The sequence below is a fragment of the Acaryochloris sp. 'Moss Beach' genome (assembly GCF_021497025.1).
GTDB lineage: Bacteria > Cyanobacteriota > Cyanobacteriia > Thermosynechococcales > Thermosynechococcaceae > Acaryochloris > Acaryochloris marina_A.
Genome location: NZ_CP071717.1, coordinates 1,832,606 through 1,853,275 on the forward strand (window position 1 = coordinate 1,832,606; position 20,670 = coordinate 1,853,275).

13 protein-coding genes are annotated in these 20,670 nt (G+C 49.1%); 6 read left to right on the forward strand and 7 right to left on the reverse strand.

Features of this window, described 5'->3' with window-relative positions:
• Nucleotides 1-239: 239 nt before the first annotated feature.
• The 3 genes from HRE53_RS08545 to rpmI all read right to left on the reverse strand — a co-directional run bounded on the left by HRE53_RS08545 (nt 240) and on the right by rpmI (nt 3,107).
• Nucleotides 240-2,186, reverse strand: coding sequence for a hypothetical protein (locus HRE53_RS08545; protein ID WP_212663059.1), 1,947 nt, complete (start codon nt 2,184-2,186; stop codon nt 240-242).
• 291 nt (nt 2,187-2,477) lie between these two features.
• Nucleotides 2,478-2,828, reverse strand: a complete 351-nt coding sequence (gene rplT / locus HRE53_RS08550) for a 50S ribosomal protein L20 (RefSeq protein WP_212663060.1) — start codon at nt 2,826-2,828, stop codon at nt 2,478-2,480.
• Between the two features lie 81 nt (nt 2,829-2,909).
• On the reverse strand, nt 2,910-3,107 hold the full coding sequence (gene rpmI, locus HRE53_RS08555; protein WP_010477430.1) for a 50S ribosomal protein L35: 198 nt from the start codon (nt 3,105-3,107) through the stop codon (nt 2,910-2,912).
• 287 nt (nt 3,108-3,394) lie between these two features.
• Here rpmI and clpB point away from each other — a divergent pair, with 287 nt between their 5' ends.
• Complete coding sequence (gene clpB, locus HRE53_RS08560; RefSeq protein WP_212663061.1) at nt 3,395-6,019, forward strand: ATP-dependent chaperone ClpB; 2,625 nt, start codon at nt 3,395-3,397, stop codon at nt 6,017-6,019.
• A gap of 91 nt (nt 6,020-6,110) precedes the next feature.
• Here the strand turns inward: clpB and HRE53_RS08565 are convergent, their stop codons facing one another.
• Nucleotides 6,111-7,583 (reverse strand): NuoM family protein, encoded by a 1,473-nt coding sequence (locus tag HRE53_RS08565; RefSeq protein WP_212663062.1) that lies wholly within the window; start codon nt 7,581-7,583, stop codon nt 6,111-6,113.
• Nucleotides 7,510-9,525 carry an NADH-quinone oxidoreductase subunit L gene (gene nuoL, locus HRE53_RS08570; protein ID WP_212663063.1) on the reverse strand — a complete coding sequence of 672 codons (2,016 nt, stop codon included), beginning with the start codon at nt 9,523-9,525 and terminating at the stop codon, nt 7,510-7,512. The genes HRE53_RS08565 and nuoL overlap by 74 nt, the downstream gene beginning before the upstream one ends.
• A 672-nt stretch (nt 9,526-10,197) precedes the next feature.
• Here nuoL and HRE53_RS08575 point away from each other — a divergent pair.
• The 5 genes from HRE53_RS08575 to HRE53_RS08595 all read left to right on the forward strand — a co-directional run bounded on the left by HRE53_RS08575 (nt 10,198) and on the right by HRE53_RS08595 (nt 19,314).
• Nucleotides 10,198-12,300 carry an FAD-dependent oxidoreductase gene (locus tag HRE53_RS08575; protein ID WP_235109992.1) on the forward strand — a complete coding sequence of 701 codons (2,103 nt, stop codon included), beginning with the start codon at nt 10,198-10,200 and terminating at the stop codon, nt 12,298-12,300.
• 333 nt (nt 12,301-12,633) lie between these two features.
• Nucleotides 12,634-14,526, forward strand: a complete 1,893-nt coding sequence (gene ftsH2, locus HRE53_RS08580) for an ATP-dependent zinc metalloprotease FtsH2 (protein WP_212663065.1) — start codon at nt 12,634-12,636, stop codon at nt 14,524-14,526.
• Between the two features lie 151 nt (nt 14,527-14,677).
• Nucleotides 14,678-15,490 carry a carbon-nitrogen hydrolase family protein gene (locus HRE53_RS08585; RefSeq protein WP_212663066.1) on the forward strand — a complete coding sequence of 271 codons (813 nt, stop codon included), beginning with the start codon at nt 14,678-14,680 and terminating at the stop codon, nt 15,488-15,490.
• A gap of 181 nt (nt 15,491-15,671) precedes the next feature.
• The gene (locus HRE53_RS08590; protein WP_235111073.1) at nt 15,672-17,075 is read left to right on the forward strand and encodes a cation:proton antiporter; all 1,404 of its coding nucleotides are present in this window, start codon (nt 15,672-15,674) and stop codon (nt 17,073-17,075) included.
• Nucleotides 17,076-17,421: 346 nt separating this feature from the next.
• Nucleotides 17,422-19,314, forward strand: a complete 1,893-nt coding sequence (locus tag HRE53_RS08595; RefSeq protein WP_235109994.1) for an N-acetylmuramoyl-L-alanine amidase — start codon at nt 17,422-17,424, stop codon at nt 19,312-19,314.
• Here the strand turns inward: HRE53_RS08595 and mdh are convergent.
• Both mdh and HRE53_RS08605 read right to left on the reverse strand, forming a co-directional pair.
• Complete coding sequence (mdh, locus tag HRE53_RS08600) at nt 19,311-20,282, reverse strand: malate dehydrogenase (RefSeq protein ID WP_235109996.1); 972 nt, start codon at nt 20,280-20,282, stop codon at nt 19,311-19,313. The genes HRE53_RS08595 and mdh overlap by 4 nt on opposite strands.
• Nucleotides 20,283-20,342: 60 nt before the next feature.
• Nucleotides 20,343-20,552 carry an NAD(P)H-quinone oxidoreductase subunit O gene (locus tag HRE53_RS08605; RefSeq protein WP_041660842.1) on the reverse strand — a complete coding sequence of 70 codons (210 nt, stop codon included), beginning with the start codon at nt 20,550-20,552 and terminating at the stop codon, nt 20,343-20,345.
• Nucleotides 20,553-20,670: the final 118 nt, after the last annotated feature.

Consider the following 20,670-nt stretch of genomic DNA (forward strand, 5'->3'; position numbering starts at 1 on the left):
ATGACCCAGGACGAACCTGCTACACGCCCCAAGTCAAAACCCCTAAGGAGCTGCGTGAAACGAAATTCCACCACACATTCGTCCAGTAGCGGTAAGCAGTGTCAAAAGTAAAATCCAGAGTCATCGTATCATGCAGATGCGGCCAAGTTTGCTCTGGTAATCCTGAGAGTTCAACGAAGGGCAAATGTACGAGGATAGCCCTTTCCTGGCAAAGTTGTCTGACTCAATTTAAGACGCCGCTATTCTTCTGCTGTGGGATCAAGAATGACCGGTCGAGAAAGTTCGCCATCCGGATCCGGGGCATAGGTTTCAGCAGGCGGCGGTGCTGCCGGTGGAGCTTGCCGCTGGACTGGAGCGGGTTCTGGGTCATATCGAGGTTCTGGGTCATATCGAGGCTCGGGCTCATACCGAGGTTCTTCTCGACGTCGGCGAGAAGCATAAATCGCATCCCGTTCGGCAGCCCAAGCCGCAATCTTATCCTGCGCATCATAATAGAGGGCTCTACCATAACCAATCTGGGAGGCAGTTGCGATCGCATCCGACAAACGACCATTCCGGGCTAAGGCATTTGCTTCATTGAGAATGGGGCGATCTTCAACGGATTGAATGTCAGCGACCCAAGCGTAAATATCGTCTTGAGCTTCTCTATGGAGCGACCGTCCAGATTCAATTTGTTCAGCGGTTTTGATGGCATCATTTAACTTACCAGCCTTAGCTAGCTGACGAGCCTCATCCAGAATTGGCTGATCTTCCACCTTTTCAATGGATCCTTCCCATTCCTGCATCAGAGTTTGGGCTTCATCCCGTAACGGATTACCAAACTCCACTTTCCGCGCTTCCAAAATTGCAGCTTGGAACCCTGCCGTCGTCTTTTGAGTTGCAAATTGACGAGCCCGAGCCAATACCTGACGATCTTGGAAGGTATTGATCTGTTGATTCCATTGGGCAATCAAAGTTTGGGCCTGAATCCGACCCGGCTTCTCCGTATCAATCAAGGCCGCATGATCCATCGCCAACTGATAGGTATGAACGTTATCGACATTGGCAAAGAATTTCGCCAAATGGAGCTGGCCAGTATTTTGAATTTTTTGCTCCCAGGCGTCAACGCGATCGCGATTTTTTTCAAACAAGTCACTCTTGCGATCAATCTGCTCCGCTAAAGTCCACGCATGGATATAGCTATAGAAATCATCCTCCTCAACCGTCGCCTCAGCCCGACTCAGCTGCACTAAGGTCGTTGCGTTCTTAGCCGCTTTAGTATTGGGGGGAATCCGTTGTGCAGCCGCAATAGCCTTTTCAAACTGGCCATACTCTTGGTGCTCTTCTGACAAGTCAAGGAGCTTCTGGCTCCACTTTTCAATATTCTTTTGAACTTCTTCTTTCGCAAGGCGCTTAGGATCAATTTTGCTAGCCAGTTGAATCGCTTCGGATAAGTCCTTAGCACGACCATAGGCGGCTATATCTTGAGCTTTATACAGATCCTGAAAGGCTTTTTTCTCAATCGCCATATCCCCCAGGATTTTATCGGCTTGATCTTGCCAATAGCCGTCTCCCAATTGGACTAAAGACCGAACCTGCAGGGCAGCCTGAGTCCAATCCTGCTTTTTAATCGCCTTGCGAGCATTTTCTAAGGACTCTTCACCCAATTCCCAGTTGGCTTCCCAGCGCTTAATTAAGCGTTTGGACTCGGGTTGAATACTGCTGGCTGCAGGTACTTCCTTCGCCAGACTAATCGCTTCTTTCAGATTACCTTTAGCGATTTCTTGGCGGGCTAGCCCCAACATAGAGCGAGACCATTCATCTGATAGCAGGGAAACCCGTGGATATAACGGATGTTCTGCATCCCATTTATCAGCAATGGCTAGAGCCGCTTTGACATCTTTGACATTACCTTTACGGGCCAACTGATCGGCACATTCTAGCTGTTCTGCTTCAGACAGAGTTGCGGCAATCTGCTTACAGTTCGGTGACGGCGGCAGACTGGACAACCATTGCAAGGCCGTAGCGCCTGTCACCCAAGACACAACAATGGTGATCAACCAGGGCCACCCTTTGAAAGTTACAATTTTGCCCAAGGTATTTTGGACCTTCTGGAGTTTGGGATTTTGCCCAGGGTCAGGCAGCTCGGATCCTTGTCCAGGCTCCAGAGAAGGAGGGTTACTGTCAGCGGGTTGGTTACTCGTCATATCCTCAGGACTAAAGCAGAAAATCACACAGAGACTTGCTCAACATTATTTGTAAATAATTTGTTCTATCCTGCACATCCCCAATATGGAGGTATGGCAGAAACAAGCCTCATGTAGATAATAGGCTAGAAAACTGAGAATTGACAGTTCAGCAAAAATAGCCCATCCATCCAAGGAAAGATATCGACGTTGGGTGACACCTAGGCGACCCACAGTTTTCCTTGGATGGATGGGCTATAAATAACGGGTTGATGCTGCTGGGACTAAGCGTATCGCTCTCTTGACGAAGCGCTATGCCTTACCGGCAAGTTCGACAATTTTGCTAAAGCTGTCCGGATCTGTAGCGGCAAGTTGGGCGAGCATCTTGCGGTTGAGTTGAATATCAGCCTGCTTTAGCTGTCCCATAAATTTGCTATAGCTCACACCATGCTGCCGAGTTGCAGCATTGATGCGGGCAATCCACAAACGGCGAAAATCCCTTTTGCGCTTACGGCGATCGCGATAGGCGTTACGTAAGGCTTTCATCACCTGTTGGTTCGCCATTCTAAATAGGCGAGAATGGGAGCCTCTGAAGCCTTTGGCAAGCTTTAATATCTTTTTGCGGCGCTTACGAGCAACGTTACCGCGTTTGACGCGAGTCATGGTCTTGGTCCTTGTTTATGATTTTTTAGGTAGGGAAAACTATTTTAGGTATGAAGTCGAAGCCTGGCTCAGGTTCTCTTCCTAGGAGTAGGGCATCATAGCTCTAACGTTTTCTGCATCTTGCTCGCTGACAACACATTTCTTAGAGAGGCGACTCTTACGGTCGGGACCTTTATGCTCTAACAAGTGATTCTTGTATGCCTTGCGACGCATGAATTTGCCACTTCCGCTTCTTTTAAAGCGTTTGGCAGCGGATCGTCGGGTTTTTAGTTTGGGCATTGTTCGTCTAGGATCGCAGCATCGACACAAACTAGCATCATAGTATATGTAATAACCGATTGACAATAGCTGATCAGAACGGATGGATTGTCACCCTAATAGCAGTAGGCAATCTGAGAGAAGACTCCTATATGTGGGCCAAGACTACTGACTGAATGCAGGACGGCAATACCTATCCCTGAGGGGGGGAAGACCGACCTTTAGCAACGCCCTCTCCTCTCTACAATGGCAGTAGGCACCAAGCCCGCCTGAAGTTAATCCCCAATGTCCAGGAGGTTCCCGAATTCATGCAACCCACCAATCATGACCAATTTACCGAGAAGGCTTGGGCTGCGATTGTACGGACCTCTGACTTGGCGAAAGAGGCCCAGCAACAGCAAATTGAGAGCGAACATCTTCTACAAGCGCTCGTTGAAGAAGATGGTTTAGCGGGGCAAATTTTTACCAAGGCTGGAGCTGATGTGCAGCGAGTCCGCGATCGCACCACGGAATTCATTAATCGACAAGCCAAGCTCACCACTCCCAGCGAGTCGGTTTACCTAGGTCGAAGTCTAGACACCCTCTTTGATCGAGCCGAAAACTTTCGCCGCTCCCTCGGGGATGACTTTATCTCCATTGAGCACTTGGTTTTAGGCTATATCGAAGATGATCGATTCGGCCAGCCCCTCCTCCAAGGGCTAGGCATCACGGAGCCAATGCTCAAGCAAACCGTCACCGAAATTCGGGGGAGTCATAAAGTCACGGACAAGAATCCAGAGGGAAAGTATGAATCCCTAGAAAAATATGGTCGGGACCTGACGGAACTGGCGCGGGAAGGCAAGCTAGATCCTGTGATTGGCCGAGATGATGAGATTCGACGCACCATCCAAATCCTGTCGCGGCGTACGAAGAATAATCCAGTTTTGATTGGAGAACCGGGCGTCGGCAAAACAGCCATCGCAGAAGGGTTAGCCCAGCGAATTGTGGCCCGCGATGTGCCGGAATCCTTGCGCGATCGAAAATTGATTGCCCTAGATATGGGGTCCCTGATTGCTGGGGCCAAATATCGGGGTGAATTCGAAGAACGTCTCAAGTCCGTCCTCAAAGAAGTCACCGAGTCAGATGGGCTGATGATCTTGTTTATTGATGAGATTCATACCGTCGTCGGAGCAGGTGCCAGTCAAGGAGCAATGGATGCAGGCAACTTGCTTAAGCCCATGTTGGCCCGAGGCGAACTACGCTGTATTGGAGCCACCACTTTAGACGAATATCGCAAATATATTGAAAAAGATGCTGCTCTAGAACGACGCTTCCAGCAGGTCTATATCGATCAGCCCAACATTCAGGACACCGTCTCGATTCTGCGGGGTCTGAAGGAACGCTATGAAGTCCATCATGGCGTCAGGATTTCGGATAATGCCCTCGTTGCTGCAGCCACCCTCTCGACCCGCTACATTAGCGATCGCTTTTTGCCAGACAAAGCGATTGACCTCATGGATGAAGCGGCGGCCAAACTCAAAATGGAGATTACCTCGAAGCCAGAAGAGCTGGACGAAATTGATCGCAAAATCCTGCAGCTAGAGATGGAGCGTCTATCTCTAGAGAAAGAAAGCGATCGCTCGTCTCTAGAGCGGCTCGAACGGATCGAACAAGAGATTGCCAATTTACAAGAAGATCAGAAGACCCTAAATGCTCAGTGGCAATCTGAGAAGCAGATCATTGATGATATTCAAACTATCAAAGAAGAAATTGATCGGGTCAATATTGAAATTCAGCAGGCAGAGCGTAACTATGATCTTAATCATGCAGCTGAACTCAAATATGGCAGACTTACCAATCTCCAACGGCAGCTAGAATCAGCAGAAGCCCAGCTGGCTCAGCGCCAAACCAATACCAATTCCCTCTTAAGAGAAGAAGTGACCGACGCTGACATTGCCGAAATCATCTCTAAATGGACAGGAATCCCCGTTAGCAAGCTGGTGGCTTCAGAGATGGAGAAGCTGCTGCACCTGGAAGATGAGCTGCATCAGCGGGTGATTGGCCAGGAAGAAGCAGTGACAGCTGTATCCGATGCGATTCAGCGATCGCGGGCGGGTCTTGCTGACCCCAATCGTCCCATTGCTAGCTTTATTTTCTTAGGTCCTACAGGGGTGGGCAAAACAGAACTCGGCAAAGCCTTAGCCGCCTACCTCTTTGATACCGAAGATGCCATGGTCCGCATCGACATGTCGGAATATATGGAGAAGCATACCGTGGCCCGGATGATTGGAGCCCCTCCTGGCTATGTTGGCTATGACGAAGGGGGTCAACTCACGGAAGCGGTTCGTCGTCGTCCCTATGCGGTCATTCTATTTGATGAAATTGAGAAGGCCCATCCCGATGTCTTCAATATCATGCTGCAAATTCTTGATGATGGCCGGGTTACAGATTCCCAGGGTCGCACCATCGACTTTAAGAATGCGGTGATTATTATGACTAGCAATATTGGCTCCCAACATATTTTAGATTTGGCAGGAGATGATAGCCGCTACAGCGAAATGCAGAGTCGGGTCATGGATGCTATGCGTTCGCACTTCCGACCTGAATTTCTCAATCGGATTGATGAGCTGATTATTTTCCGCAGTCTACGCAAAGATCAGCTCCGCAATATCACCAAAATACAGGTGCAACGACTGGCGAAACGGCTGGGCGATCGCAAGATGTCTCTCAAACTTTCTGAAACGGCTTTAGATTTCCTCGCAGAAGTCGGTTACGACCCGGTCTATGGAGCCAGACCTTTGAAGCGAGCCATTCAGCGAGAGCTAGAAACCCAAATTGCTAAAGCGATTTTGCGCGGAGACTTTGGTGAAGGGGACACGATCTTCACCGATGTTGAGAGTGAGCGGTTGACCTTTAAGCGCATGGGTGCAGAAGTCTTAACCACTTCGAGTTAATAGCGTTTCGGCCTCGCTGAAATTGCGAATCATAAGCAAAAGCCCTCCAGGAAACGCTGGAGGGCTTTGAGTGAGGAGTTAATGCTTTAAGCTACATCACGGTGCCGCCAATACTGGCTAGCAAATCTTGCAGTGTAGGAATAAAGAAGCTGAGGATATATCGAGGATAAATACCAATTCCTAAGGTGATAACCAAAAGAGGAATGATAGTGACTACCTCGCGGATATTGATATCCGGCAAGCTGTCCCACTTAGGATTGGCAGGTCCCAACAGCACCCGACGCACCATAAACAGGAGATAACAGGCTGCTAAGAGAATGCCTAAACAGGCAAAAGCAGTATATAGCTTGCTGTACTCATAGGCACCCAGCAAGACTAGAAACTCACTGACAAAGCCGCTAAGACCCGGTAGCCCCAAAGAGGCGAGGGAGAAGAATACCAAAAATCCAGAGTAAACCGGAAGTTGAGCATTCAACCCACCAAAAGCGTTCATATCGCGGGTGTGGGCCCGGTCATAAATCACGCCTACCAGCAAGAAAAGGGCTCCAGTGATCACACCGTGGCTAAACATCTGCAGCATGGCCCCGTTAAAGCCATTGGTGGAGAAGGCTGCTAGGCCCAACAACACGAATCCCATGTGACTGATACTGGAATAAGCCACCATCTTTTTAAAGTCGGTCTGGGCGAGAGCAATAAAACCACCGTAGACAATACCAATGGCCGCCAAAATGGCAAGATAAGGTCGAAACCAGTTCGCAGCTTCCGGCAAAATAGGGAAGCTAAAGCGGAAGAATCCGTAAGTTCCCATTTTGAGCAAGACACCCGCCAGAATCACGCTGATGGGGGTTGGAGCTTCCACGTGAGCATCGGGTAGCCAAGTATGGAAAGGAAAGGTGGGAACTTTGACTGCAAAGCCCACAAAGAGCGCTAAGAAGACCAGCTTTTGAAATCCAAAGCTAAAGTCTTGGTTTACCAGCTCCATAATGTTGAAGGTGTGGGGAGCAGAGTTAAAGTACAGCCCCAAAATGCCAACCAACATCAGCAAGCTACCGGCAAAGGTATACAGAAAGAATTTCATCGCTGCATACTCTTTCCTAGCTCCCCCCCAAATACCAATCAAGAAGTACATGGGAACGAGAACCACTTCCCAAAAGACATAGAACAGAATCATGTCTAGAGCCAGGAAGGTCCCCATCATGCCGGTCACGAGGAAGAGATACAAACAGTAGTATTCCTTTTCCCGTTTCTTGATACTGAAGGAGCCAATACTGGCCAGGGTAGAAATTAAAGCGGTTAAGACCACCATTGGAAAGCTAATACCATCGGTTCCCAGCAGGTAATAGACATTAAGCTGAGGAATCCAGAGGGTCTTTTCGACCAGCTGAAAGCCAGTCTGATTCGGGTCAAATTGGAGAAATGCTGCAAATACAAGCGCACTCACCACGACCATGTTGGCCAAAGATATCCATTTGTAAAGGCTTTCTTGAGCCTTAGGGAGCAAAAGGATTATGACCGCCCCAACGAGCGGGGAAAATATTATCAAGGATAAAAGATGAGATGCCATAAAACTCCTCTCTGAGCAAAGGAAGTTCTTGGAAACCTGTCGTTAATTCAACGGACAGGAAGGCCAGAACACTAATGCAAGTAATCAATAAATAAAACTGGGTAGACCCTGTTTGGAACAGCTTGAGGATATCGCCGCCAATGACGGTGCCTCGGCCAGTGAGATTAACGAGCCCATCGACAATGTTGCGATCAATCCAGAGCTGGATTTGGCTCATTTTCTGCATGGCGGTAGCTGAACTGTTGACTAAGCCATCAATCACGAGGCGATCAAACCCAAATAGGAGTTCTCCCAGCGCTTGAAAAGGATTGAGGATTAAGACGGAATAGATGTCATCAATCCAGAATTGGTTAATGGACAACAGGTAGAGAGGACGAAACGTGGTTGCGATCGCAACGGGCCATTGGGGCTTAGCGAGGTAGAGCACTGCTGCTAGACCAATCCCCAATACACCCGCAGCAATCGAAGATCCCATCACCATCCAGTCAATCGCGGCCGCATGATGTTCACCCGAGATGAACGCCTGGAACCAGTTATCCATAAACGGTGAACCGGGGATACCCACAAAGATGGCACCAATGGCTAGACACCAAAGGGGCACTGTCATCAATGCTGGAGATTCATGGGCATGAATCTCAGGGTTACGGGCTTTGCCAAAGAAGGTCATAAACACGACACGGAACATGTAGAAGGCCGTCATAAAAGCCGTCAACAAGAGGATGCCGTATACCAAGAAATGTCCTTCTTTATAAGCTTCCAGCAGAATTTCGTCTTTAGACCAGAAACCAGACAGAGGAGGAACCCCAGCGATTGCCAAAGAGGCAATAATGAAGGTCGCACCCGTCTGCTTCATCTTCCCGAACAGACCGCCTAATTGGCGCATATCTTGTTCATGGGCACCGTGGATCACACTGCCTGCACCAAGGAATAGCAACGCCTTAAAGAAGGCATGGGTCATCAGATGAAACGTCCCTGCGGTCATGCCACCCAAGCCCATGGCTGTCACCATATAACCCAACTGGGAAATAGTGGAAAAGGCCAGAACTTTTTTGATATCCGTAGCGGTTAAGGCAATATAAGCCGCCATAAAAGCGGTCAAGGTGCCGATCCCCATCACCCAGGGCATCACCGCCGGGAAACTGGTGAACAGCACAAAGGAGCGAGCAACCAGATAAACACCTGCCGCCACCATCGTCGCCGCATGAATCAAGGCACTCACCGGAGTCGGGCCTTCCATGGCGTCTGGCAACCAGACATGCAACGGAAATTGAGCCGATTTACCGACGGTTCCACAAAAGATCAAAGGAGCTGCCAGCCACAGCAACGGTGCACCTGTCTCTACAGCATTGGGAAGATCCACAAAGCTGAGAGTGCCACCCGTCACAAACAAGGTCATGATGCCGAGAAATAAGCCCACATCACCAACGCGGGTGGTTAAGAAGGCTTTCCGAGAGGCATTCGCGGCTGAATCCTTGTGAAAGTAAAAACCAATTAGCAAATAAGAGCAGAGACCCATGACTTCCCAAGCCATGAAGTACTGCACATAATTGTTGGCAATGACCAAGGTCAGCATGGCCGCCATGAACAGGGACACATAGGCAAAAAACCGGTGATAGTATTTCTCACCGTGCATATAGCCAATGGAATAGACCTGAATCAGGGTACCAATCACCGTCACCACAAACAGCAAGGTAGCTGAGAGTGGATCCAATAAATAGCCAAAATTGAGGTCGTAATTTCCTAAGGTCAACCACAGCCACTCATGGGAGTACTGGCCGCCTTGAGCGACTGCCCAAGCTGCCGGTAAAGCAATGGCCGAAGAGGCAACACTTGTCAGGACTGAAATCCATCCAGAGAAACTACCTAACCGATGACCAAAGAAAAGATTGATTGCAAACGCAATCAAAGGAAATAGGGGTATTAGGTATGCAAATTCAGTCATAGTTTCCCATTTCAAGAGATCGATTAATGTATCCCCACAAACTGTCTTCCTGATTCTGGCGGCAGCAGCTAAACATTAAGCTAAGCTGCTCCGTGGAATCGATAGACTATTAAATAAAACAAAGATAAATTTCAGAAATTTTACATAATTCATGGGTGGACGGAAATACCGACGACAGAACCAAATTAAGGGTCGAGTCGATTTTTCATTTCGTTAATCGTACTTGCTAAAAAAAAAGTGTGTATGTCAAGCAGGGAAAGGCTTAAAACCCTGTCTCTGCCTGCAAGACCTTATTTTAACAGCAACAAATTTTAGGTGATGGGTGGTCAATCGACAGGGCGTTAAAAATGGGAATTCATCCCTAGATTTTGACCGATCTCCTGTTTATCCCGCTTCTCTTTTCCTAGGTCTTCAAAAGCTGACTCCATAGTCGCTTACTTGATTTGAGCAGAGTCATCATTTTTTGATGAATTACTGTGGAAAAACTGATCCTGAAGAAAATCTTTTATTTCAAATTTTTCAGAGTTAAAACTTAAGTTTCTTTAACCTAAGAAATATGTCCCATATGTAAACAAATGTATCGGCACTCTTGAGCCATAAAATGCAGCTGCCCAAGCCATAATGCAGTTGGCTTTCTAGCCACGTTTTGTAGGAGAGGGCCCCAATTAGACCATGAATATGATGGGTAATGGCATCTTTGAGGAGCATTTCTTCCTCCGCCCCACTGCCGACCAGGAATTAGTCACCTCCATCCTGATTGTGGGGGGATCTACCGCCGCCTATGGAGCAACATTAGGAGCGTTACAGGCTGGGAGCCAAGTGTGTTTAGTGCAGCCTCAACTAGTCCTAGGCGGACAGTTCACAGCCCAAGGCTTACCGGCCTCTGATGATGGCAAGTTATTAACCCCCTATGAGCTGATCCCCTCCCATCGACGAGATCCCAATCAATTAAGGGATAGTGAGTGCTTTGCATTGTCGCGATCGCAACGACAATTCCGACAATGCCAACGTCAGCAACAACCCGTTAATAACCAAATCATTCAAAATCCTGGAGGCAGTTGGGTTAGTCATCTGTCCGTCACGCCAACAGTAGCTGCAGACTGTCTTAATGCAGCGATTCGGCCCTATTTAGAGCAAGGTTTATTGACGCTTATTCCTTGGTCAACTCCCATAAAGATATTGATGGAAGAATCGCCACGCCGCATCATGGGCGTTCAGTTCAAAGATGCACAGACTCACCATCACTTCACCGTTAGGGCACAAATCACTATTGAGGCCACGGATCTGGGGGACCTGCTCGAACTCGGCAATATTCCCTCGCGCGTAGGGCAAGAGTCCCGTTCCCAAACCCAGGAAGCCGCATTACCCGAAGATTCTCACCCTGAATGCCAGCAGGCCATCACGTTTTGTGCCGTAGTCGAGCGTAGTTCCCAACATACATCCCCCCTATCAGCCCCATCAGGGTATGACCATCAACCATGGCTACAATCCTGCGATTTCACCGATGAGTTTTGGATCCACCAGCCGGATCAATGGCAAAAATATGACTTTTACGATCCAGACGGTATGTTTCGGTATCGTCGGGTGTATCGCAGTCAGGATAGTGATGCCGTTCAGCCTGGAGATATCACGGTTCTCAACTGGGCAACGAGCCCTTTAGGAATTAATGGTGGACCGCCAGATCCCTCAGCACCACTGGGGTGTGGCAATGATTATCCCTTTGGTTGCCTAGTCGGAGTTAGCCCAGAGAAACGACAAGAACAGGTGATACGGGCGCGTGATCGCACCCAAGCCTATATCCACTACCTCCAAACCCATGGTCACCCCGAACTCAAACCCAGAGGAGATTTGACCTGGACCGAAGATGGTATTGCCCTAGAACCTTATATCCGAGAAGCCCGCCGCGGCATCGCACTCACCACCATTCGCCATGAAGATGTTGCGGCCAAATTTTTCCCCAATCAGATGCGAGCCCGGACTTTTACAGACAGCGTGGGCATCGGTCAATACCATTACCTCGACGTTCACCCCAACCATGCCCCTGGACATGTGGAGTTAGGAGATGGTCACGATGCCCTGCCGTTTACCCTGCCCTTGTCAGCTTTAATCCCCATAGATACTGAAGGGCTGATCCTATCTGCCAAAAGTATCGGCACCACTCACATTACCAATGCCGCTTATCGCATGCATCCTATGGAATGGGCCATTGGTGAAGCTGGAGGTCATTTAGCCGCCTTTGCTCTTATGGAAGGCGTGACCATACAAAACATCACGGAACAGCAGACACTACGAATACAGTTCCAAACCCATCTAACCCATCAGGGCATTCCCATCATTTGGTTTAACGACGTAAGTCATGACGATCCAGACTTTGCAGCTATTCAAGTATTAACAGCCACAGGAATTCTCCCACTCCAGAACCTGCAAACCTTAAACTTCATGCCCGATCAGGCTGTCATCTGGAGGCGCTTTCGGAGGGCATTGGCACAGGTATTGCAATGGTCCCTTGAATCCGACATCTCGAATCTTGCTTCTCTAGAACCAATCCCCTCTGCTGCTAGAGCTCGGCTTGCAAGGGAAAACAGCCTAGACCGTTTTCAGTTCGATTCTGAACATCCCATCTCCCTTAGCCAAGGCAAACGGTTACTTGAGCAGCTATCCCTAGACCCGCTACCAGCAACCTTTAACGCTTCATTGGCTGAGAACAAACCTATTACGAACCGGATTGCTGCCCAGATTTTGTGGCACCTATGGACATCTATCCCCCATCTTTAACCTTCAATCATCGATAAGATTAATCGATTTAGAGCCAACGCCCCTACGTTGCAGAACACGACATCGAGATGGAGACCAAGTCAGGGAAATGGATTGACCTCTCATTTATCTACAAAAACTCTCCATCTAAGTTGTCCACCGCCTGAGAATTAAGTTAAATTTAGTTAAGATTGATGTTCGACTTGTCTCGAGTTGGCTTTTCACGAGGTCCAATCCTGAGGGAACTCTCAAAGAGTTTATACAAAGTCGGTTGAAATCGTTCTTGCTTCGCTTCAGACATGCCACCCCAAGCAAGGCTGTGCGTTGCTTTTACCGAAAGGGCCCATATAAACGATGAAATCTTCTTGGAAAATACTTCTTCTGTGGCTTTTGCCATCTTTATTGATTGTGTTCTTCCTCTGGCAAAGTGTCTTTGCCCCTGCAGCAAACACCACACCAGAAACGAGTAATGCTGCAAACTCACGGATGACCTATGGTCGGTTTCTTGACTATCTAGAAGCAGGCCGAATCCAGAAGGTCGATCTATTTGATGGTGGCCAAACCGCCATTATTGAGACGACAGACATAGAAATTGGCGGTCCAGTTCAGCGAGTCCGCGTGGCCCTACCTGGGTCAGCTCCCCAGCTGATTGCCAAACTCAGGGAAGACAAGGTTGACTTTGATATTCACCCAGAACGCAACACAGGAGCTGTTTGGGGCTTACTCGGCAACTTAATTTTCCCCATCTTCTTGATTGTGGGTCTATTCTTTATTTTCCGTCGGTCTAGCAATGTCCCTGGTGGACCTGGCCAAGCCATGAACTTTGGTAAGTCCAAAGCCCGCTTCCAAATGGAAGCCCAAACCGGAGTCATGTTTGATGATGTAGCCGGTGTCGAAGAAGCCAAAGAAGAACTAGAAGAAGTCGTCACCTTTCTGAAAAAGCCAGAGAAGTTCACAGCCGTCGGCGCCCGGATTCCTAAAGGAGTCTTGTTAGTTGGCCCTCCTGGAACTGGTAAGACCTTACTCGCCAAAGCTATTGCAGGTGAAGCAGGTGTTCCTTTCTTCAGTATTTCTGGCTCAGAATTTGTAGAAATGTTTGTAGGTGTCGGTGCTTCTCGAGTCCGTGACCTATTCAAAAAAGCCAAGGAAAACGCCCCTTGTATTATCTTCATCGATGAGATTGATGCCGTTGGTCGTCAGCGGGGTGCTGGTATCGGTGGCGGTAATGATGAAAGAGAGCAAACTCTTAACCAGCTCTTAACTGAGATGGATGGTTTCGAGGGCAACACCGGAATTATTATTCTTGCTGCCACCAACCGCCCTGACGTCTTAGACAACGCTTTACTCCGTCCAGGCCGATTTGACCGTCAAGTCACGGTAGATGCCCCGGATATCAAGGGTCGCTTAGAGATTCTGTCTGTGCATGCTCGGGATAAAAAGCTAGCTGAAGACGTTTCCTTAAAAACGATTGCTCGCCGCACCCCTGGCTTTACTGGGGCTGACCTAGCTAACTTACTGAATGAAGCGGCTATTCTGACCGCTCGTCGTCGGAAAGAAGCCATTACACTTTCTGAAATCGATGATGCCGTAGACCGGGTCGTCGCCGGTATGGAAGGCACTCCCTTAGTGGATAGCAAGAGCAAGCGCTTGATTGCCTATCATGAAATCGGTCATGCCATTGTTGGCACTCTCAAGAAAGAACATGATCCCGTCCAAAAAGTGACCCTGATCCCTCGAGGCCAAGCCCAAGGTTTAACTTGGTTTACTCCCTCGGATGAGCAGGAATTGGTCTCGAGATCGCAACTCAAAGCCCGAATGGCAGGAGCGATGGGTGGACGTGCTGCCGAGCAAGTTGTGTTTGGTGATGCAGAAGTAACCACGGGTGCCGGCGGCGACTTGCAGCAGGTAACAGGTATGGCCCGGCAGATGGTGACCCGATTCGGAATGTCTGATTTAGGTCCCCTGTCTTTAGAAGGTCAGCAAGCAGATGTATTTCTGGGGAGAGACCTCATGTCTCGATCTGAATACTCCGATGCCATTGCAGGTCGTATTGACGCCCAAGTTCGTGAATTGATTCAGCATGCCTATGAAGAAGCGATTATCATCGTTCGGGACCATCGTCCTGCGGTTGACCGATTGGTTGACCTCTTAGTAGAGAAAGAAACCATTGACGGTGAAGAATTACGTCATATTCTGGCAGAATACACGACGGTACCTGAGAAAGAACGCTTTGTTCCCCAGCTATAAGCTCAAACACTAGCCAATCATTGAAAAGAGGGTGAGTTAAACTCGCCCTCTTTTTTCGCAAATATGTTCTTTTACGAGGATCTCTTGACGAGGATGGCCCGCAAAGCTTTACGATGAGTTAGTTTATGCCTTTCATCGTTCGCCACACGCTATGAAGCCCTACCTTGCTGCCGCAGTTCAAATGACCAGTTTGCCAGATTTACACAAAAATTTGGCCCAAGCCACAGATTTAATTGAGCTCTCAGTGCGCCGCGGGGCCGAGTTAGTATGTTTACCCGAAAACTTCTCTTTTCTTGGAGATGAAGCAGCCAAAATCGAACAAGCTGAGACGATTGGTTTAGAATCTGAGAAATTTCTCAAAACCATGGCTCAGCGGTTCCAAATTACGATTTTGGGAGGTGGATATCCAGTTCCTGCTGAGGCTGGCAAAGTTTACAATACAGCCCTACTCGTCGCTCCCAATGGTCAAGAGCTGGCTCGTTACCGCAAAGTCCATCTCTTCGACGTTGAGCTTCCAGACGGCAATATTTATCATGAATCAGGAATTGTACTCGCCGGATCTGAGATCCCCCCCATTTACTCGTCACCCAAATATGGCAACTTGGGGATGTCCGTTTGCTACGATGTCCGCTTTCCCGAGTTCTATCGGGCTTTGTCTAAGGCTGGCGCAGACGTGCTGTTTGTTCCTGCTGCTTTTACTGCTTTTACCGGAAAAGACCACTGGCAAGTGTTACTCCAAGCTCGTGCCATTGAAAATACCACTTACGTAATTGCCCCAGCCCAAACGGGTTTTCACAACTCTCGCCGTCAGTCCCATGGCCATGCTCAGATCGTTGATCCGTGGGGAGTCGTCTTAGCAGATGCCAGCATTGAGCCAGGGGTAGCTGTAGCTGCCATCGAACCTTCTCGACTAGATCAAGTGCGACAGCAAATGCCTTGTTTAAACCATCGCGTATTTGGTTAAGTCTTTGGCTTCCAAGCACCCCCATCTATTGACTACAGGATGTTGAGCAATTTGCTACGGTTTTGGAAGTGTAGGTTAATGGCTGTGCCGACTTCCACTTTATAAGTCCTCTTTATCCCTAAAATGTATGGCTGATGTATTAATTCCTTCGGTTACAACGGTAGCGGGGATGCCTTCCCTTATGGATTTTGCGCCTGCTTTACCGTTAGCTGAAGTGAGTGGAGAGGCGAGTGTGGGAGCCGAAGAAGCCCCACTGATTTTAGCCGGGGTGCTCCTCAGCCTGATGGTGATTTATCTGGCAAGCAAGGTAGGTGGAGAACTCTGTGCCCGCATTAATCTACCGCCAGTTTTGGGCGAACTCGTCGGGGGTGTTGTCGTTGGAGTTTCAGCCCTACATTTGTTGATGTTTCCAGAAGCGGGGGCGGTAGAAACCACGCCCTCTATGCTAGTCAGCTTTTTAGGATCCACTACTGGAGCAGGTACTGAAACTGCGATCGCAGTGTCGCAAACCTATAGCGAAGTCATCTCCGTACTCGCCGAACTAGGCGTGATTATCTTACTTTTTGAGATTGGTTTAGAGTCAGATCTGCAAGAATTAATCCGAGTTGGCCCTCAAGCTGCCATTGTGGCAGTCGTCGGGGTAGTTGCTCCCTTCCTTTCAGGGACATTGGGGTTAATCTACCTTTTTCATATGACAGCTATTCCAGCCATTTTTGCTGGGGCAGCCCTCACGGCAACGAGTATCGGCATTACCGCCAAAGTCCTGGCTGAGTTACAGCAACTGAGTTCGGAAGAAGGGCAAATCATTATTGGGGCAGCGGTGCTGGATGATGTCCTAGGCATTATTGTTTTAGCCGTCGTTGCCAGCTTAGCTAAAACCGGCGAAGTCGAAATCTCCAATATTGTCTATTTGGTGATTAGTTCCGTTGTCTTTCTCGTCGGCTCGATTGTCCTTGGCCGTTTCTTGAGTCCCTACTTTGTTGCCCTCGTCGACAAACTACAAACTCGCGGTGACTTGCTCCTATCGTCCTTAATCTTTGTCTTCTTTCTGTCTTATATCGCTACAGCCATTCATTTAGAAGCCATTCTGGGCGCTTTTACAGCTGGATTAGTCCTAGCCGAAACCGACAAACATAAGGAACTAGAAGAACAAGTCATCCCCTTAGCAGACATGTTTGTCCCTATCTTTTTTGTCTGTGTGGGGGCAAAAACCGATGTTAGCGTTCTCAACCCACTGGTACCAGAGAATCGTGAAGGACTGGTCATCGCCGCATTTTTGATTATTGTTGCTATTATTGGCAAAGTGATCACAGGATTCACTATTTTGGGGCAACCTGAGATTAATCGTCTAGCCATTGGCGTCGGGATGATTCCCAGGGGAGAAGTTGGACTGGTGTTCGCCGGTGTTGGTTCAGCTAGTGGTGCCTTATCACGTCCACTAGAAGCAGCCATCATTGTTATGGTGATTTCAACAACGTTTCTAGCACCACCCATGCTGCGTGTTGTATTCCAGTCATCCGATTCAGGTGAACCAGCCTTGAGTGTAGAGGTTGCATCTGTAGCGGCCGATGATGTTGATACTTAAATCAATGTTGTAGCCGACAGAGCACTGTTCAATCAGGACCTTTAAGGACCTACTGTTCTCCCAAATACAGATAATGCTTGATCAAAACATGATTAAGATCAAATCTCTGTAACCACTACCTGATATGGCATCTAATGCCGTCATTGGGGTACAGCCGCAAGTCATCTCAGAAACTTTGATGCTCAATTGGGCGTCCCAAAGCTTGCAGACTGGCATACCCCGTTTACGGACTAGGCGAGCGTCAAGTGCTCCTACGTTGAGACAGCTTGAAAACGTTAGGGGGTCGATTTATCCATGGAGACATTGCATGCGCCACCATTTACAGACTGTTCATAGACAAAGGGGGATGACTCACTCGCTACGCTGGTTACTCCCCAGTCTGTGTGGAATGTTTCTCAGCTATTTGCCAGCAGAAGCAGCCCAACTCCAGTCTTGGCGGTTTGATCAAAACAAAAATCGTTTAGAATTCACCACGGATGAAGAAATTCGGCCTCGGGTACAGCTGATTCCTAACCCCACTCGTTTAGTCGTCGATTTACCAGGGATTGTCCTAGGCAAACGCACCTTAAAACAGAGTTTAGGTAGCCAGTTTCGCTCCGTCCGACTCGGACAAGTCAATGCCCAAACTGCACGAATTGTGGTGGAATTAGATCCGGCCTATACCCTCGATCCACAGCAAGTCAAAGTGGAAGGTTCTTCACCGACAAACTGGTCTATCAACCTACCAGAACCCAAGCGATGGAAGCCTTCTGGTGAAACGACTGACAATACTCTTACAGCATCCACTCCAGCTCCTCTGTCGCCATCCCAGGTCGTTAAGCCGACATCGGCCCCCTCGCCACAAATAGTCGCCACAAAGCCTTCATCTCCCCCTCTCCAAATTGCCCAAAGCTCATCGGGGATCAGTGATATTTTGGTGACCGTCGATGGTCTGTTCCTGCCGACGAAGAAGACTAAACCCAAGGTAAAAGTCAAGCGCAGCCGGAATAAAAAAGAGATCACGTTCAAGATTTCTGGCACCACTATTGCCCCCCAACTGGCGAAGACCTTCACGCCTGGATATCACGGCATCAAGAGCATGACCTTAAAGTCTGTATCTGATTCAGAAGCAGAGCTGCTGTTAACGGTGGACAAAGACAGCCCTGACTGGATGGCAAGTGTCAGTCGGTTCAGTGGGATTGTGCTCTTGCCCAAGGGTGGCCCCTCTGCCAACCGTTCAGCCCGTCGCCCTGGTACAACGGTCAGCTTAGTCTCGCCGAATCGCTCCACCGCTCCAACAGCCTCAACTAGCCAAATCAATACCATTCGCCGCATAGACTTGGGCGGACGACAACTCCTGATCAAAGCCGATCAACCGATCTCATACACGACCCGTTGGTCTGGTAGGGCCTATCAAATCACGATTAATTCTGCCAAATTAGCCGATGACTTGAGAAAACCACGACTAGGCTCTGGCAGCCCCTTATCTGACATTTCCGTGACGGAATCGGGCCAGAATACGGTGATCATTTCGGCCAAACCCAGCACGAATGTCAGAGTGACGGGTGTCCAACGGTTATCCAATCAGTCTATTTCCCTCAATTTACTCCGTCCGGGTCAGCGCCCCATTACCACCCGAATTCCGAGTACTCCCTCTCCCACCTCAACCCAACCAACACCTCCCATTACGGGACGCCCAGTTCGGGGTCGCAAAGTCATTGTGATCGATCCCGGCCATGGGGGACCCGATCCCGGTGCCATCGGCATTGGTGGTTTACGAGAAACCAATGTTGTTTTGGACATTAGCTTAGAAGTCTCCCGAATTCTCCAACGCCAGGGAGTCGTCGTTTATCTCACCCGAACGCGAGAAGTGGATGTTGATCTACCCCCCCGAGTGAGATTAGCGGAGAAAGTCAGGGCAACCGCTTTCGTCAGTATTCATGCCAATGCCATTAGTATGAGTCGTCCCGATGTGAATGGCTTAGAGACCTACCATGCTCCAGGGGCTCGCTTAGGCTCTCGCTTTGCTCGAACCGTTCACAATACCATTTTGCGCAGCCTCAGAATGCCCGATCGCAAAGTCAGACCTGCTCGATTCTATGTGATTCGCAAGACCTCGATGCCCGCCATTTTAGTAGAAACCGGTTTTCTCACAGGGGCAAAAGATATTGTGGGCTTGAGAAATCCTGCCTGGCGTAAACGCATGGCTCAAGCCATTGCCCAGGGAATTCTCAATTATCTGAATGGTCGCTACAACTAGGTTTGAGACTTTAACAAAGCATTGGCCATCGTAATGCTTTTGCGCACAGCTTGAGCTGAAGTCTGTAATGCTTGGGCATCGTCTGGGGACAGATCAAGTTCTAACACCTTCGTCACCCCTTGACGACTCAAACAGGTGGGAACTCCCAAGAAAATATCAGAGAGACCATATTGCCCATCCAGATAGGCGGCAGCAGGTAAAACACGAGACCGATCAAATAGAATGGATTCCACCATTAAGGACGCGGAAGAAGCCGGGGCAAAATAGGCGCTACCGGCCTGCATCAGGCTAACAATCTCTGCCCCACCATTACGGGTTCGATCGACTAACTGCTGAATTGTCCCTTCATCCATTAGTTCGGTGATAGGGATGCCACTAACAGTGGAATAGCGCGGCAAGGGCACCATCAAATCTCCATGGCCTCCCAGCACCATGGCATGGACGTTGGCAATCGAGACTTTCAATTCTAGAGCAATAAAGGTTTCGAATCGGGCAGCATCTAAGACTCCTGCCATTCCGACCACCCGTTCTGGAGGTAATCCACTCGACTGCCAAGCCAAATAGGTCATGACGTCTAAAGGATTCGTAACCACCACCAAGATGGCATTAGGCGACTGGGCAATGGCCTGGCGGGTGACCTCTGTAATGATCTGGGCATTCACCTTCAGCAGATCATCACGGCTCATGCCCGGTTTGCGGGGGAGGCCAGCCGTAATCACAATGACATCGGAGTGTTGAGTGTCGGCATAATCTGCCGTGCCGATAATGGTGCGATCGTGATGCTCCACACCCCGTGCTTCCATTAAATCTAAGGCTAATCCTTGAGGACGTCCTGCCTGAATATCGAGCAGAACGACGTCAGCAATATTCTTCTCGACAATTCGCTGCCCTAAGGTGCTGCCAACATTACCCGCTCCCACAATGGTGACGCGGGGGGCTTGGGTTCCTGGTAAGCAGGTGAGGTCCATACCTCTATTGTGGTCGGACAAACTGCAATCGCACTGATCCGTAACCAATCGTTGAGATGATTAGGCTGCTTCTAGCTGATCGACCCGGAGCCAGACTGTGGGGACAGGGACACGAAACTGAATCTGGGCATAGTCACCCTTAATCTCTAATACTTCTCCGGTCCCCTCAAACACATAGGGGGGCAAGCGACGATCGCTGGCCTTGGCCTCTACGCTATTTTCAAATTTTTCGGGAACGATACGGACTAGACTTCCTTTCTTTACAGCCATAATTGCGGGTAACTTTACCAAAGTGAGAGCCATCGCCATTGTAGTCGCTTTCCTTGCCCTGATCCTAAATTCAGTGATTCACGCTGCCGATAGACTGTCTCATTCAGGCGCAAGTTTG